Origin of the sequence: Sphingobium sp. RSMS (assembly GCF_005406185.4) — a bacterium.
Classification (GTDB): Bacteria; Pseudomonadota; Alphaproteobacteria; order Sphingomonadales; family Sphingomonadaceae; genus Sphingobium; species Sphingobium fuliginis.
The window spans coordinates 2,270,924-2,285,316 of sequence record NZ_CM191257.1 but is presented as its reverse complement, the minus strand read 5'-3'; the positions used below and the strand labels follow the sequence as shown (position 1 = coordinate 2,285,316).

The following is a 14,393-nucleotide window of genomic DNA, read 5'->3' as shown; positions in this document are numbered from 1 at the left end:
CAGAATCGCGGGAACCATGCCGGGCGCAAGGGGGCGTTTTCCCGCTGTCCCATAGCGGAACAATATTTCATTAACCATGACTCCGCATTGGCCGCAGAAAGGCGCTCCTCTATATCCTTGGATATGCGCCTTTTTTCGACTCTCCTGCTTGTATCCGCCGCCGTGACGGCAACCGCGCTGGCGCAGGGGGTGACGTCGCCCTTCACCGTGGCGGAAAGCGGGCGAAGCTATGCGACGCTGGGGGACGCGATCCGGGCGATCGGCAATGGCCGCGGCACGGTGCTGGTGGCGCCGGGCAGCTATGCGCAATGCGCGGTGCAGCAGGGCGGCGACGTCACCATCCGCGCGCAGAAGCCGGGCACCGCCATCCTCGACGGCGTGGCCTGCGAGCAGAAGGCGGCGCTGGTGCTGCGCGGCCGGTCGAGCACCATAGACGGCCTCATCTTCCAGAATCTGCGCGTGCCCGATGGCAATGGCGCGGGCATCCGGCTGGAAAGCGGCAACCTGACCGTCGCCAACAGCCTGTTCCGCAACAGCGAGGAAGGCATTCTGACGGGCGACGCGCCGGGCAACGCGATCAGCATCGACAGGTCGACCTTCCGCCATCTGGGGCGCTGCGACCGCGACCTCGCCTGCGCCCACGGCATCTATGCGGGCCGTTACGGCAGCCTGACCGTCACCCGCTCCCGCTTCGACCAGGGCGATGGCGGTCATTATCTGAAAACCCGCACGCCCCGCGTCGCCATCACCGACAACAGCTTCGACGACAGCGGCGGGCGGCTCACCAACTATATGATCGACCTTTCCAACGGCGCGAGCGGGACGATCAGCGGCAATGAAATGGTGCAGGGCCGCGACAAGGACAATTACAGCGCCTTCATCACCGTGGCGCCGGAGGGGCGGGAGCAGGACAGCACGAACCTCTCCATCGCGAACAACCGCGCCTCCTTCGTGCCGGGGTTGCAGCGCAACAGCAGCTTCGTCGCCAATTTCACCGACGACGCGGTGAAGATCGGCCCGAACCGTCTGGCAGCCGGCATCAGGATCACCGATCGCCGCTGACGGCGCCAAATTCCGCCATCGGCTCGCATTCTCCTATAAGCTTGACCCTTTCCGAAGCGATTGGAGGGCAAGCGATCATGGCGAAGCGGACGATCATTCTCCGTCTGGTGATCGACAATCCGGTTCCGGATGTCACCTATAGCCTGCAAGACAGAAAGGGTGCGCCGGTAGGCCCGGTGGTCGCGCGCAACGAAGCCCTTCGCTTCGATGTGCCGGTCCAGCTCGCGCCGGGGCCGAAGCTCAGCGGCGAGTTCGTCCGCCGGGAAGGTCCAGAACGCCGCTTCGTCTATATCGCCATCGGCGGTCAGGCCGGCGATCCTGCGTCCCCGTGGAGCCGCCGTGCCAAGATCGACGTTCACGATATTTCTCATGATCTTCTGGAACAGGCGGCGCCGCCTGCGGCGCTGGAATGTCACTTGCCCGGCCGCGCCAGGGATGACGGCCCGTCCTGCGCCACCATTCAGCCGCTCGACGGCTGGCGGGTTGCGAACTGAGGAGCAAAGGTTGCTTCTCACCCCGAAATGCATCCGATCCGACTTGCATGGCCTGACCGCCGCGCCGATAATCCCTGCCCATGCGCACCACCTACAACTCGGCCACCGTCCGCCTCTATCATCTTAGCGACGCTGACGGCGGCGGCGCGGCGACGACGCTCTTTTACGGCCCGTTGAGCGAAGCCCTGCGCATCGCGGAGCAGCAGCCGCAGGATGTGCAGGACGGCCTTTTCCTCGCCACGGACAATGACGTGGTGGCTTATCTCGATCTTATGGAGGGTTAGCTTTCCGGGGCCATCGGCGCCTCTCTCGACCCCGGAACAAAGCCCGGCAAAACAGGTTGATCCCGTGCAGGCGGCGGGCGTCGACAGCGGCTTTGCGAAGGCCGTGGAGGAGAGAGATGTCATGGTCACTCTGACCCCGCTGGAAGTCGGCCTGGCGCTTCTGGCGCTTGTTCTTGTCGTTGCGGTCGCCGTCATGGCCATCGCCCATCGCCGCCGCGCCGATCTGCGCGCCCGGTTCGGCCCGGAATATGGCCGAACCGTGGAAATGACCGGCAGCGCGCGCAAGGCGGAGGCGGAACTGCAACAGCGTGAGAAGCGCGTCGCCGCCTTCCCCATCCGTCCGCTTTCGCCGCAACAGGCCGATGCCTTCACCGACGCCTGGGTGCGGGTGCAGGCGCAGTTCGTCGACGATCCGCAGGGCGCGGTCTCGCGGGCCGACGTGCTGCTGGCCGAGGTGATGGAGGTGCGCGGCTATCCCGTCGTGGACTTCGAGCAGCGCTCGGCCGACCTGTCGGTGGACCATCCCGAAGTCGTCCAGAATTATCACGCGGCCCATGACATCGCCCTGCGCCATGCGCGGGGCGACGCGGATACCGAAGACCTGCGCCGCGCCATGATCCATTATCGCGCGCTGTTCGACGATCTGGTGCATGAGCCGGTCGATCACCGCATGGCGCCTTCGGTCTCGCGGCTGAGGCAGGACGATGTGCGCGGGCCTGATCCGCGCTGAAGCCAAAAAGGGGCGGACGGGTCCGGCGCAGGTCAGCCGGACCCGCCACGATCCGCCGCCGCCGCGCTCACCCGTCGGCGAAACCGAAGGGCGCGTGGGTTCGCCGGAAATCCTCCGGCAGCATGTCGCGCCCGATGGGCGGGGCGGATCGCGCCATGCACTGGCTGCGATGGCACAGGCGGCAGGTGACGCCGATCGGCGTGGGTTCGGGCGTGGCCTCGCCAGTCGTGTAGATCAGCCGATGGGCGTGCTCCGCCGCGCAGCATAGCGCGATCGCCCGCTCGATCTTCGGCGCGCCCCAGCCGCCGCCGCCCGCCGTCACCGTCCGCGCGATGGAAAAGAATCGCTGCCCGTCGGGCAGTTCCAGCCATTGCGTCAGCAATTCCCTGGGCCGCTCGAACGCATGATGCACCGACCAGAGCGGGCAGGAGCCGCCATGGCGCGCAAAGGGAAAGCCCGCGCTGTCCAGCCGCTTGCTGACATTGCCCGCATGGTCGACGCGCAGGAAGAAGAAGGGAACGCGCTCCTGCCCCGGCTTTTGCAGCGTGGTGAGGCGGTGGGCCGTCTGCTCGAAGCTCGCGCCGAACTGCCGGGCCAGCGCCTCCACATCGTAACGCCGCGCCTCCACCGCCTTGGCGAACGCCGTATAGGGCATCAGGATCGCCGCCGCGCCATAGCTGGCCAGCGCCCTGCGGGTCAGCCGCCGCCCGCTCTCGCTCGCGAACTGGCCGTCCTTCAGCACCGCGTCGAAATCGCGGCGCATCTCCAGATAGGCGATCTGCAACGCCAGTTGGAACTGGGTGCTCGCCCCGTCCAGCGCGTCGTCCAGCAGCACCGCGTCGCGGTGCCGGTCCAGCCGCCGCATCGATCCCGCCATGACGTCGGGCGGCAGGCGCCGTACCCGCAGATTATGCTTCGCCTTCAGCCATGCCGACAGGCTCCCCGCCGCCTCCACCTCCTGCGCCAGCTTTTCCCCCGCATCGTCCAGCAGCGGAAAGCTGTTGCGCCGCGCGCCCAGGAATCGCCGCGATTCGGCCACCGGATCGGGCGCCTCGGCGGCATCTTCCCGCTCCACGCCCCGGTCCGCCAGCGCCAGTTGCTCCTCGCGATAGGCGGTGTGCAGCCGCAGCAAAGCCTCTGTGATCCCCGGATAATTGACCGCGACATCCCCGGTCGCCAGCACCGGCAGGTCGATGTCCGCGAACATCGGGTCCCTCAGCACCGCCTGCAATCGCGCGGTCTGCTCGGCGCCGCCGTCGCCCGCCAGCTCGCTCATGTCCATCTTGTAGGTGCGGGCAAGGCGCAACAGCATGTCGGCGGTCAGCGGCCGCTGGTTGCGCTCCAGCAACGCCACATAGCTGGCGGAAATCTCCAGATCCGCCGCCATGTCCGCCTGCGTCAGACCCAGTTCGCGCCGCAGCCTGCGCAGCCGCGGCCCCATGTAAACCGGTCGATCCTTGGCCATTCGTCAAGCGCTCCTGTGCAGCCTTTACAACTTTACACGCAATTCTTGTAAAGTTCTACAACTGAACTTCACGCCCCCTGCCGCACCCGCGAAAGCCCGATTAGAAAAACGCCATTCATTCACCACATCGTTCATGGGATCGAGCTGTCATGACCTACCAACAGGAAATCACGAAGGCTGGCGCCACCATCGGGGGTCAGGGCCATTGGGACGGCATCGCGGCCGAATCGGTCGCCCGCATGCGTCTCCAGAACCGTTTCCACACCGGCCTCGACATCGCGCGCTACACCGCCGGCATCATGCGCCGCGACATGGCCGCCTATGACGCCGATCCGGCCAACTACACCCAGTCGCTGGGCTGCTGGCACGGCTTCATCGGCCAGCAGAAGATGATCAGCATCAAGAAGCATTTCGGCACGACCAAGGGCCGCTACCTCTACCTCTCCGGCTGGATGGTCGCCGCGCTGCGCAGCGAATTCGGCCCGCTGCCCGACCAGTCGATGCATGAGAAGACCAGCGTCCCCGCGCTGATCGAGGAACTCTACACCTTCCTCCGCCAGGCCGACGCCCGCGAACTGGGCATGATGTTCCGCGACCTCGACGCCGCCCGTGAAGCCGGCGACGAAGTCAAGGCGCAGAAGATCAGCCATGACATCGACAATTACGAAACCCATGTCGTCCCGATCATCGCGGACATCGACGCGGGCTTCGGCAATGCCGAGGCGACCTACCTGCTGGCCAGGAAGTTCATCGAGGCGGGCGCCTGCTGCATCCAGATCGAGAATCAGGTTTCGGACGAAAAGCAGTGCGGCCACCAGGACGGCAAGGTCACCGTGCCGCATGAGGACTTCCTCGCGAAGATCCGCGCGGTCCGCTACGCCTTCCTGGAGCTGGGCGTCGACGACGGCATCATCGTCGCCCGCACCGACTCGCTGGGCGCCGGCCTCACCAAGCAGATCGCCTACAGCAAGGAAGATGGCGACCTGGGCGACCAGTATAACAGCTTCCTCGACGTCGAGGAGGTCACCGACTTGGGCAGCCTGCGGGGCGATGTCGTGCTGGCCCGCGGCGGCAAGCTGTTCCGTCCCAAGCGCCTGCCGTCGAACCTCTTCCAGTTCCGCACCGGAACCGGCGAGGACCGCGTCGTGCTCGACTGCATCACCTCGCTCCAGAACGGCGCGGACCTGCTGTGGATCGAAACCGAAAAGCCGCATGTCGAGCAGATCGCCGGCATGGTCGACCGCATCCGCGAAGTCGTGCCCAATGCGAAGCTGGTCTACAACAACTCGCCCTCGTTCAACTGGACGCTGAACTTCCGCCAGCAGGTCTTCGACGCCTGGACCGCCGAGGGCAAGGATGTCAGCGCCTATGACCGGGCGAAGCTGATGAGCGCCGATTACGACGCGACGGACCTCGGCCGTGAGGCCGATGAGAAGATCCGCACCTTCCAGAAGGATGCGGCGGCGCGGGCCGGCATCTTCCATCACCTCATCACCCTGCCGACCTATCACACTGCCGCTCTGTCGACCGACAATCTTGCCAGGGAATATTTCGGTGAGGCAGGCATGCTCGGCTATGTCGAGGGTGTTCAGCGCAAGGAAATCCGCCAGGGTATCGCCTGCGTCAAGCATCAGAACATGGCCGGTTCGGACATTGGCGACGACCATAAGGAATATTTCGCGGGTGAAGCGGCGCTGAAGGCCGGCGGCGCACACAACACGATGAATCAGTTCGCAGCCTAAGGGCTGCGGCGGGAACCAGTTTGCAGCCCGAAGGCTGCCGAACGGTCCGGATCGCGGGAGTGCAGTTCCCGTGATCAGGGTGGAAGGACTTGGCGGCCCGGAGCCTCGCGCTCCGGGCCGTTTTTTTGCATAAGGCCAGCTGTGAAACCCTTGTCCCGTTCCGGCTTTCGCAGGGCGGCAGGCAGGTCTATTCCGGACGCTCCGTTCTACCGGGAGAAGCCGATGTCCTACACCCTCGTCACCGCCAACCGGAATTATTCGAGCTGGTCGCTGCGCCCCTGGGTGCTGATGAAGGCGCTGGGCATAGCCTTCGAAGACCGGATGGCGCCATTCGCCGCCGCTGAAAACTACGCTGCCTTCCGCGAATTTTCGCCAACGGGCCAGGTGCCTGCCCTGATCGACGGGGACCGGACCGTCTGGGATTCGCTGGGCATCACGCTCTATCTGGCGGACAGGCATGCGGAAGTCTGGCCGAAGGAAGAAGCCGCGCGGGCGTGGGCGCAATCGGCCGTGGCGGAAATGCACAGCGGTTTCGCCGCCCTGCGCAATGATTGTCCCATGAATGTCGGCGTGCGGGTGGAACCGCACCTGCCTTCTCCCTCCCTGAACCGCAACATCGCCCGGCTCACCGAATTATGGGGGGAGGGGTTGTCCCGCTTCGGGGGGCCGTTCCTGGCCGGGCCCGCCTTCACTGCCGCCGACGCCTTCTATGCACCGGTCGTTTTCCGGGTGCGCACCTATGGCCTCGATGTCGGTCCGGTGGCGCTTGGCTGGGTCGATCATATGCTGGCGCTGCCCGCGATGCGCGAATGGGAAAGCGCGGCGCTGGCCGAAACCTGGCGCGAGGAAAGCCATGAAGCGGAACTCGGCGCCGCGGGGCGCATCGTGCGGGACGACCGGGCGATTTGAGCCCGATGTCCAGCGTGCACGCCGCGTCCGGCTAACCCGTCGGCGCGGCGTCCTGCGGTCGGGCTATCTCCAGCGTCAGCAAAAAATGGCCGCTTTTCCCCTTTTCCCCTGTCCTGTCTGGGTCTAGGGGGAAATCACTATGGTCAAGCCCCGCACACTCTATGAGAAGATCTGGGACGCGCATGTCGTCGAGCGCCGTCCCGATGGAACCTGCCTGATCTACATCGATCGCCATCTCGTGCATGAGGTGACGAGTCCCCAGGCGTTCGAGGGGCTGCGGATCGCCGGGCGCAAGGTGCGCCGTCCCGAACTGACGCTGGCGGTGCCGGATCATAACCTGCCGACCACGGCGCGGCGCGACGCCGCGGGCCGCCGCATTCCCATTGCCGATCCGGAAAGCGCGCAGCAGCTTGCGGCGCTGGAGCGGAACGCGCCGGAATTCGGCGTCCGCCTGATCGGGGATGCGGACCCCGAACAGGGCATCGTGCATGTCGTCGGGCCGGAGCAGGGCTTCACCCTGCCGGGGACGACTTTGGTCTGCGGCGACAGCCATACCAGCTCGCACGGCGCGCTGGGGGCGTTGGCCTTCGGCATCGGCACGTCGGAGGTCGAGCATGTGCTCGCCACCCAGACGCTGCTCCTGAAGCAGTCCAAGACCATGGAAGTCGTGGTCGAGGGCGAATTGGGCTATGGCGTCACGCCCAAGGATGTCGCGCTGGCGATCTGCGGGCGGATCGGCACGGCGGGCGGCACCGGCTATGTCATGGAATATCGCGGGTCGGTGTTCCGCGACATGTCGATCGAGGGACGGCTGACCGTCGCCAACATGTCGATCGAGGCCGGCGCGCGCTCCGGCCTGTTCGCGCCTGACGAAAAGACTTTCGCTTATCTGGAAGGCCGCCCGATGGCCCCCAGGGGCGCGGAGTGGGATGCCGCCGTCGCCTATTGGAAGACGCTGGCGACGGACGAAGGCGCGGTGTTCGACAAGAGCGTGGTCATCGACGCCGCTGACATCGTGCCGAGCGTCACCTGGGGCACCAGCCCCGAAGATGTCGTGCCGGTCACTGGCGTGGTGCCCGATCCGGAAAGCTTTGCCGACGCCTCCAAGCGCGCGGCCGCGCAGAAGTCGCTCGACTATATGGGCCTCTCCGCCGGACAGCGGATGGAGGATGTGGCGATCGAACATGTCTTCATCGGCAGTTGCACCAACAGCCGGATCGAGGATCTGCGCGCCGCCGCTGGCCTGCTGAAGGGCCGCCGGATCGCCAGCGGCATCAAGCATGCCATGGTCGTGCCCGGTTCCGGGCTGGTCAAGCGCCAGGCGGAAGCCGAAGGCCTGGACCGCATTTTCACCGAAGCCGGTTTCGAATGGCGGGAGCCGGGCTGCTCCGCCTGCCTGGGCATGAACCCGGACAAGGTGCCCGCCGGCGAGCGCTGCGCATCCACCAGCAACCGCAATTTCATGGGCCGGCAGGGGCCGGGGTCGCGGACGCATCTCGTCTCGCCCGTCATGGCTGCCGCTGCCGCGATCACCGGACATCTCACGGACGTACGCGAACTGATGGGTGAAAAAAGGGGAGAGGCGGTCGCATGAAGAAGGTATTCTGGCTGCTGGCGCTGGGCGCGCTGGCAAGTGCCGCCATGGCGGCGACCCTGGGGCGCGCGGAAGACACGCCGCGCCCGGCGAGCAAGCAGGCGCATTGATGGAAAAGCTGAATATCGTCGACGGCCGGGCCTATCCGTTCGGGATGAAGAATGTCGACACCGACATCGTCATCCCGGCGCATTGGCTCAAGACCATTTCCCGTGCGGGCTTGGGCAAGGGCGCCTTCGAAGTGCTGCGCAAGGAACCGGGCAATGTCTTCGACGATCCCGATTATGCGGGCAGCCCGATCCTGATCGCGGGCGACAATTTCGGGTGCGGGTCCAGCCGCGAGCATGCCGCCTGGGCGCTGGCCGACCTTGGCATCAAGGTGGTGATCGCGCCCAGCTTCTCGGACATTTTCTCCGGCAATGCCTTCAAGAACGGCATATTGACGGTCGTCCTGCCGCAGGAGGCGATAGACCGGCTGATGGAGGTGGCCAGGACGGACCCCATCCATGTCGATCTGGAGCATCAGACCGTCACGACACAGTTTCAGGACCGCTTTCAGTTCGAGATCGATCCCTTCCGCAAGCGTTGCCTGCTCGGCGGTCTGGACGAGATCGGGCTGACATTGGGGCAGGCGGACGCGATCGGCGCGTTCGAGGCGAAGGACGCCGGAACGCGTCCCTGGCTCGTCCCCGCCGTTGCGTAAGCGTCCCGATCTTCCTATTTCGGATCGGACGATCCATTTCACCTTTTACAGGGCACAGGCATGACAACCTTCGACGACCGCGAAAAGGCCTTTGAAAATATGTTCGCGCACGATCAGGAGATGCAGTTCCGCATCCAGGCGCGGCGCAACCGCCTTCTCGGTGAATGGGCGGCGGCGAAGATGGGCCTGACCCCCGAGGAAACGGACGCCTATGCCAAGGCGGTCGTGCAGGCCGATTTCGAGGAAGCGGGCGACGAGGATGTGATCCGCAAGCTGCTGGGCGACATGACGCAGGCGGGCATCGACATCGACGAGGCAGGCGTTCGCGCCGCGTTGGACGAGCAGCAGGTCATCGCCCGCCGCATGTTCATCGAAGCCCAATAAGCATCAGGACCCTTTCGCCATGCCGATGGCAGCCGAGGAAATAGCGGACATGATCCGCGCCGCGATCCCCGATGCGGAGGTCGAGATCACCGACCTTGCCGGTGATGGCGATCATTATGCGGCGCGTGTCGTGGCGGAGAGTTTCCGGGGCATGAGCCGCATTGCGCAGCAGCGGGCGGTCTATGCCGCGCTGGGCGGCCGCATGGGCGGCGTGCTCCACGCCTTGCAACTGACCACCGCCGTTCCCAATTAACGGCCATTGGACGAAATGCGCCTTGATAGCGGCGCCTGACAGGAATGGACCCAGATAATGACCGACGCCGTGCAGCAGCGGATTGCGGAGATCGTCAACGGCAATGATGTCGTGCTTTTCATGAAGGGCACGCCACTATTCCCGCAATGCGGCTTTTCCAGCCGCGCCATTGCGATCCTGGAACATCTGGGCGTCGCCTATGAAAGCGTCGACGTCTTGCAGGATCAGGCGGTTCGCCAGGGGATCAAGGCATTTTCCGACTGGCCGACCATTCCCCAGCTCTATGTGAAGGGCGAATTCGTCGGCGGCAGCGACATCATGATGGAAATGTACGAGGCCGGCGAGTTGCAGCAGTTGATGGCCGATCAGGGCGTCGCCGCGGCCAATTGAGCGCTGGCTAAAGCGAATGGAGCGGGCGGTTCGGTCATCCGGGCCGCCTTTTTCATGCCTGTCGGGTCCTGATGCGGCCCTTCGGATGACGGGATGCTGAGTGGGGACGGAGCTTGTCGAAGCCCGCATGGAAAATGGCCGTCGAGACCGGTCCTTCTTCGGCGAGTTCGGCCGCCATCGAGGCAAGCCAGTCGACAGGTCTGGTTTAAGGCCCGGCGCTGCACGGGGACCCGGGTGGGAGGATGCGGCGGAGACTGGTGCCGCATCCTCCCGGGTAGTCGAACGATCGGGTATGTCTGAAACGACGCAAAGCCTGTGCCAACCATCGGGAATAACCCGTTCCCGCGCCTTAAAAAGGTTAATGCCGGTCCGGCCGATCCCGGCGCTGTAAACCGCACCGACAGTTCATGACATACACTTGACTACAGATGTAATCAATGCGATTACGTCTGTAGTCGATTCTGATGCGGACGAGTCCCTTGAGCGAGAAGATCAGCGAAGCGGAACTGGTGGTGATGGAGGCGCTGTGGGAACGTGCGCCGCAGACCGCCGCTGATGTCGCGGACCGCGTCGCCGCCGGGCGCGACTGGAGCGTCCAGACCGTCAAGACGCTGCTGTCCCGGCTGATGGCCAAGGACGTCATCGCCGCCGATCAGGATGGCCGCCGCTTTTTATATCGCCCGCTCGTCGCGCGGGAGGAGTATGTTGCCAGCGAGTCGGGGCGGTTGGTGAACCGGCTGTTCGGCGGGCGGGTGTCGCCGCTGGTGGCCCAGCTCGCCAGCCAGGACCAGTTGACGGCGGAAGATATTGCCCAGCTTGAGGAAATCCTGAAGGGGTTGAAATCATGAGCGTCTGGATCGCGGAAACGCTGATCGCCATGACCCTGCTGATGGCGCTGGTCATGCTGCTGCGGCAGCCTGTGGCGCGCTGGCTGGGTGCAGGTGCGGCCTATTGGCTATGGCTGCTGCCCTTCGCTCGCATGGCCTTGCCGGCCCTGCCGCGAGAGGTCGCCAGCCCTTCGCCCCTGCAACGGGCGGTTGACCAGGCGGGCTTGCCGACCTTGCTGGATGCGGCGCCGGTGGCGCTCCCGGTCAGGTCGGACTGGAGCATTCCCTGGCTGGAGATCGCGGTGTCGATCTGGCTGCTGGGCGTGGTCCTTTTTCTGGTCGTCCAGGCGGTCGGCTATGTCCGCTTCCGGCGTTTCATCCTGAAGGACGCGGCGCCGATCGGGGAAGAAGGCCGCATCCGCATCGTCAGCAGCCCACAGGCAGGCGGACCGCTCGCCTTCGGGGTGTTCCGTCCCGTCATCGTGCTGCCCGTTGATTTCGCGTTGCGTTTCGATCCCCAGGAACAGGCCATGGCCATCGCCCATGAGCGCGCCCATCATCAGGGCGGCGACCTGGTCGCCAATATGGTCGCGCTGTTGCTGCTGGGCCTGCACTGGTGCAATCCCGTCGCGTGGATCGCGTATCGCGCCTATCGGGCGGATCAGGAACAGGCCTGCGATGCCCGGGTCCTGTCGCTCTACGGCCGGGATCAGGCGCATGCCTATGGCCGCGCCATCTTGAAGGCTGCGGGCGGCCGCCAGTTTGCCGGCGCCTGTCATCTCAATCGCATAACCGCACTCAAAGGGAGGCTGAAAATGCTCTCTGCCCATGAAGTGTCGCTGCGCCGCATCAGCTGGGGCATGGCGGCGGTCGCCCTGGTGACCGCGTCCGGCCTGGCGCTGACCGCGTCCGGCAGCCGGGCGGCGCAGCAGGTCGCCGCGATCACCGACAAGGTGGATTCGATGAACTTCGGCAGGCTGGCCGATCTGGTCGCCCAGCCTGCCTCCGCCAGCGAGATCGCCCTGACCGAAGCGCCGAAAGCCGCGGCCACGCCCCCGTCCCCGTCCTCGTCCGATGCGAGAGACGCTGAGGAGATGGCGGTCCTGCCGCCGGCGCCTCCCGCTCCGCCTGCTCCTCCGGCGCCTGTTGCCGACATGGCGCTGCCGGCGCCGCCGGTTCCCCCCGCGCCGCCCGTCGGCCTGCGCGACGAGGGCGACCGCGCCTTGAGCCACGCCATGCCGAGCGAGGCTGAAATCCGCCGCATGGTGCCGCATGTCGACGTTGCGAATGGCTGCGAGAACGGCAAGAGCGTAAGCCAGCGGGAGACGGTGGATGCCGATGGCCGCCGCCGTATCCGCGTCCGCATCTGCCAGGACCAGATCGAGGCGCAGGCCCATCGCGCCGCCCGCGCCGGACTGATGGCCGCCCGCGCCCAGATCGCTGCGGCAGCCCGGATGTCGGACAAGGTCCGGGCCGAGGTGTTGCGCGATCTGGACAAGGAGATCGCGCATATGGATGGCGAGGATTGACGGGCGAGATCCGGAGGGCGCCGCCGCCACTATCCCATGCGCCGGCCTCCTCGGATTGTTCCGGCATCCATTTCTCTCCGCAGGCATAAGCTGCCTGAAGGCAGGATGGATGCTGAAAACGGGTTCAGCATGACGCCTTTGTAGCGGATGCCGCGCCGTCGTTCAGACCGCCACGATCTCCGGCAGGATGGCGTCGAGCAGCAGCATCCCGGCAGGCTCGATGCGGAGCCGCTGACCCTCTCGCCGCACGAGCCCATGGCCGGCCAGCCGCGCCACCGCCTCGGCATCCACCAGAGCCTCGATCGCCATCCTCGACATCCGCGCAATCCTCTCCAGCTCTACGCCTTCGCCCAGCCGCAGCCCCATCAGCAGCGCTTCCCTGGCCCTGTCGTGCCCGTCGAGCGGGTCTTCGCTTTGCAGGCCATGGCCATTGCGCGCGACGGCGTTCATCCAGTTTTCCGGTTTCCTGTGCCGCAGCGTCGCCAGCCCATCGCGCCGGCCATGGGCGCCGGGGCCTATGCCGACATAGTCGCCATAGCGCCAATAGGTAAGGTTATGCCGGCTTTCCTGCCCCGGCCGGGCGTGGTTGCTGATCTCATAGGCGGGAATGCCGGCGGCCGCCGTCATCGCCTGCGTCCGTTCGTAAAGGTCGGCGGCATGGTCCGGATCGGCGGGATTCAACTCGCCCCGCGCCACCAGCGTCGCAAAGCGGGTGCCCGGTTCGATGGTGAGCTGATAGAGCGAGAGATGATCGGTGCCGAAGGACAGTCCGCGCGCCAGTTCGCTTTCCCAATCCGCCAGACTCTGGCCGGGACGGGCATAGATCAGGTCGAAATTCACCCGGCCGAACACCGATTGCGCCACGTCTAGCGCGGCCAGCCCTTCCCGCACGTCATGGGCGCGGCCGAGGAAATGCAGCGCCTCATCCTCCAGCGCCTGAAGGCCCAGAGACACACGGTTCACCCCGGCGGCCGCCAGGTCCGCGAAGCGGGCGGCCTCGACCGAACTGGGATTGGCCTCCAGCGTGATCTCGATGTCGCTCGTCGGCCGCCAATGGCGCGTGGCCGCGTCGATCAGCGCCTCCACGATGTCGGGCGGCATCAGCGACGGCGTGCCGCCGCCGAAGAAGATCGAGGAGAGCGGCCGGCCGCCGCTCAGCGACGCTTCATGGGCAAGGTCGCTCAGCAGCGCCGCGCGCCAGGCATCGCTGTCGATCTCGGCCCGAACATGACTGTTAAAATCGCAATAAGGACATTTGGAAACGCAAAATGGCCAATGCACATATAAGGCCAGGGGCTCATCGGGCGCGGCAGCGGGGATAAAGGGGTCGGGCGGCATGAATGGGGGCCTTCTTAAACGGCTTTGGCCTGCGCGGCTAGCGCTGCTCGGCCTGTTGGCGGCAGCGCCGGGGCAGGGCGGCGCGGAGCCGTCGCCCGGGGCGCGGCAATTGCCTCCGGCCAGGCCCGCTTCCTATTATGGTCTTGAGGAAGCGGATCGGGACGAGGGTCTGATGCGCGACGTCGTGCTGGGCATGCACAATGAGGAACGGGAATCGCTGGGGCTTTCGCCCTTGGCCTGGGATAGCGCCCTGGCCGCCGATGCGGCCCGCTATGCCCGGCAGATGGCGCAGACCAACATCTTCCGCCATTCCGCCCGCGCCAGCCGCGCCGTTCCCAGCGGCGAGAATCTCTGGATGGGATCGCGCGGCCTCTATGATTATCAGCTGATGGTGGGCTCCTTCATCGATGAGAAGCGGCTGTTCCGGCGGAGCGGCAAGCTGCCCGACCTCAGCGTCACCGGCCGATGGGAAGATGTCGGCCATTATACCCAGATCATCTGGCGCGGCACCCGCAAGGTCGGCTGCGCCCTGGCGGAGGGGCAGAGCTACGACTATCTCGTCTGCCGCTATTATCCGGCGGGCAATATATTCGGCCGCAACCCCCTGGATGGGGAGGATGGCGTCCAATCCTGACGGGATGGAGCCAGTCGAGGGGCCCCAGCGCCGCCGATCACCGGCTGGGTCAACC

Annotated in this window: 16 protein-coding genes; 14 read left to right on the top strand and 2 right to left on the bottom strand. The window is 65.8% G+C overall.

The genetic code is table 11. From position 1 onward, the window contains the following. The first annotated feature begins 123 nt into the window (after nucleotides 1-123). The 4 genes from EGM87_RS10990 (at nucleotide 124) to EGM87_RS10975 (ending at nucleotide 2,570) form a co-directional block, all read left to right on the top strand. Nucleotides 124-1,062 (top strand): polysaccharide lyase domain-containing protein, encoded by a 939-nt coding sequence (locus EGM87_RS10990; protein WP_044660154.1) that lies wholly within the window; start codon nucleotides 124-126, stop codon nucleotides 1,060-1,062. Between the two features lie 77 nt (nucleotides 1,063-1,139). Further along, nucleotides 1,140-1,556 (top strand): DUF5990 family protein, encoded by a 417-nt coding sequence (locus EGM87_RS10985; RefSeq protein ID WP_044660153.1) that lies wholly within the window; start codon nucleotides 1,140-1,142, stop codon nucleotides 1,554-1,556. A gap of 80 nt (nucleotides 1,557-1,636) precedes the next feature. After that, nucleotides 1,637-1,840, top strand: a complete 204-nt coding sequence (locus EGM87_RS10980) for a hypothetical protein (protein WP_025546994.1) — start codon at nucleotides 1,637-1,639, stop codon at nucleotides 1,838-1,840. Nucleotides 1,841-1,961: 121 nt separating this feature from the next. Beyond that, on the top strand, nucleotides 1,962-2,570 hold the full coding sequence (locus EGM87_RS10975) for a hypothetical protein (protein WP_044662765.1): 609 nt from the start codon (nucleotides 1,962-1,964) through the stop codon (nucleotides 2,568-2,570). Nucleotides 2,571-2,637: 67 nt separating this feature from the next. Here the strand turns inward: EGM87_RS10975 and EGM87_RS10970 are convergent, their stop codons facing one another. Continuing rightward, nucleotides 2,638-4,035, bottom strand: coding sequence for a helix-turn-helix domain-containing protein (locus EGM87_RS10970; RefSeq protein WP_044660152.1), 1,398 nt, complete (start codon nucleotides 4,033-4,035; stop codon nucleotides 2,638-2,640). Between the two features lie 149 nt (nucleotides 4,036-4,184). Here EGM87_RS10970 and EGM87_RS10965 point away from each other — a divergent pair, with 149 nt between their 5' ends. From EGM87_RS10965 to EGM87_RS10925, 9 genes are all read left to right on the top strand, one after another. Beyond that, nucleotides 4,185-5,777, top strand: a complete 1,593-nt coding sequence (locus tag EGM87_RS10965) for an isocitrate lyase (RefSeq protein ID WP_025546991.1) — start codon at nucleotides 4,185-4,187, stop codon at nucleotides 5,775-5,777. Between the two features lie 222 nt (nucleotides 5,778-5,999). Beyond that, nucleotides 6,000-6,686, top strand: a complete 687-nt coding sequence (locus tag EGM87_RS10960; protein WP_025546990.1) for a glutathione S-transferase family protein — start codon at nucleotides 6,000-6,002, stop codon at nucleotides 6,684-6,686. A 139-nt stretch (nucleotides 6,687-6,825) separates the two neighbouring features. Continuing rightward, nucleotides 6,826-8,280: a 3-isopropylmalate dehydratase large subunit gene (gene leuC, locus EGM87_RS10955; protein WP_044660151.1), complete on the top strand. Its 1,455-nt coding sequence runs from the start codon at nucleotides 6,826-6,828 to the stop codon at nucleotides 8,278-8,280. Between the two features lie 109 nt (nucleotides 8,281-8,389). Beyond that, nucleotides 8,390-8,983 carry a 3-isopropylmalate dehydratase small subunit gene (leuD, locus tag EGM87_RS10950; RefSeq protein ID WP_044660150.1) on the top strand — a complete coding sequence of 198 codons (594 nt, stop codon included), beginning with the start codon at nucleotides 8,390-8,392 and terminating at the stop codon, nucleotides 8,981-8,983. Between the two features lie 60 nt (nucleotides 8,984-9,043). Next, the gene (locus tag EGM87_RS10945; RefSeq protein ID WP_025546988.1) at nucleotides 9,044-9,367 is read left to right on the top strand and encodes a DUF1476 domain-containing protein; all 324 of its coding nucleotides are present in this window, start codon (nucleotides 9,044-9,046) and stop codon (nucleotides 9,365-9,367) included. 19 nt (nucleotides 9,368-9,386) lie between these two features. Next, nucleotides 9,387-9,620: a BolA/IbaG family iron-sulfur metabolism protein gene (locus EGM87_RS10940; protein WP_025546986.1), complete on the top strand. Its 234-nt coding sequence runs from the start codon at nucleotides 9,387-9,389 to the stop codon at nucleotides 9,618-9,620. Between the two features lie 57 nt (nucleotides 9,621-9,677). Beyond that, nucleotides 9,678-10,010: a Grx4 family monothiol glutaredoxin gene (gene grxD, locus EGM87_RS10935; RefSeq protein ID WP_025546984.1), complete on the top strand. Its 333-nt coding sequence runs from the start codon at nucleotides 9,678-9,680 to the stop codon at nucleotides 10,008-10,010. A 479-nt stretch (nucleotides 10,011-10,489) separates the two neighbouring features. Then, entirely contained in the window at nucleotides 10,490-10,858 is a 369-nt protein-coding gene (locus EGM87_RS10930) for a BlaI/MecI/CopY family transcriptional regulator (RefSeq protein ID WP_025546982.1), read from the top strand. Then, the gene (locus EGM87_RS10925) at nucleotides 10,855-12,366 is read left to right on the top strand and encodes a M56 family metallopeptidase (RefSeq protein WP_044660149.1); all 1,512 of its coding nucleotides are present in this window, start codon (nucleotides 10,855-10,857) and stop codon (nucleotides 12,364-12,366) included. Before EGM87_RS10930 ends, EGM87_RS10925 begins: the two co-directional genes overlap by 4 nt. Nucleotides 12,367-12,528: 162 nt before the next feature. Here the strand turns inward: EGM87_RS10925 and hemW are convergent, their stop codons facing one another. Next, the gene (gene hemW / locus EGM87_RS10920; RefSeq protein WP_044660148.1) at nucleotides 12,529-13,704 is read right to left on the bottom strand and encodes a radical SAM family heme chaperone HemW; all 1,176 of its coding nucleotides are present in this window, start codon (nucleotides 13,702-13,704) and stop codon (nucleotides 12,529-12,531) included. Between hemW and EGM87_RS10915 the strand changes: the two genes are divergently transcribed. After that, nucleotides 13,703-14,338: a CAP domain-containing protein gene (locus tag EGM87_RS10915; protein WP_025546975.1), complete on the top strand. Its 636-nt coding sequence runs from the start codon at nucleotides 13,703-13,705 to the stop codon at nucleotides 14,336-14,338. The genes hemW and EGM87_RS10915 overlap by 2 nt on opposite strands. The last annotated feature ends 55 nt before the right edge of the window (nucleotides 14,339-14,393 follow it).

Bases quoted from the DNA above. Each gene is read 5' to 3' on its own strand.
- EGM87_RS10990 (WP_044660154.1), top strand. From the start codon at position 124: ATGCGCCTTTTTTCGACTCTCCTGCTTGTATCCGCCGCCGTGACGGCA.
- EGM87_RS10985 (WP_044660153.1), top strand. From the start codon at position 1,140: ATGGCGAAGCGGACGATCATTCTCCGTCTGGTGATCGACAATCCGGTT.
- EGM87_RS10980 (WP_025546994.1), top strand. From the start codon at position 1,637: ATGCGCACCACCTACAACTCGGCCACCGTCCGCCTCTATCATCTTAGC.
- EGM87_RS10975 (WP_044662765.1), top strand. From the start codon at position 1,962: ATGGTCACTCTGACCCCGCTGGAAGTCGGCCTGGCGCTTCTGGCGCTT.
- EGM87_RS10970 (WP_044660152.1), bottom strand. From the start codon at position 4,035: ATGGCCAAGGATCGACCGGTTTACATGGGGCCGCGGCTGCGCAGGCTG.
- EGM87_RS10965 (WP_025546991.1), top strand. From the start codon at position 4,185: ATGACCTACCAACAGGAAATCACGAAGGCTGGCGCCACCATCGGGGGT.
- EGM87_RS10960 (WP_025546990.1), top strand. From the start codon at position 6,000: ATGTCCTACACCCTCGTCACCGCCAACCGGAATTATTCGAGCTGGTCG.
- leuC (WP_044660151.1), top strand. From the start codon at position 6,826: ATGGTCAAGCCCCGCACACTCTATGAGAAGATCTGGGACGCGCATGTC.
- leuD (WP_044660150.1), top strand. From the start codon at position 8,390: ATGGAAAAGCTGAATATCGTCGACGGCCGGGCCTATCCGTTCGGGATG.
- EGM87_RS10945 (WP_025546988.1), top strand. From the start codon at position 9,044: ATGACAACCTTCGACGACCGCGAAAAGGCCTTTGAAAATATGTTCGCG.
- EGM87_RS10940 (WP_025546986.1), top strand. From the start codon at position 9,387: ATGCCGATGGCAGCCGAGGAAATAGCGGACATGATCCGCGCCGCGATC.
- grxD (WP_025546984.1), top strand. From the start codon at position 9,678: ATGACCGACGCCGTGCAGCAGCGGATTGCGGAGATCGTCAACGGCAAT.
- EGM87_RS10925 (WP_044660149.1), top strand. From the start codon at position 10,855: ATGAGCGTCTGGATCGCGGAAACGCTGATCGCCATGACCCTGCTGATG.
- EGM87_RS10915 (WP_025546975.1), top strand. From the start codon at position 13,703: ATGAATGGGGGCCTTCTTAAACGGCTTTGGCCTGCGCGGCTAGCGCTG.
- hemW (WP_044660148.1), bottom strand. From the start codon at position 13,704: ATGCCGCCCGACCCCTTTATCCCCGCTGCCGCGCCCGATGAGCCCCTG.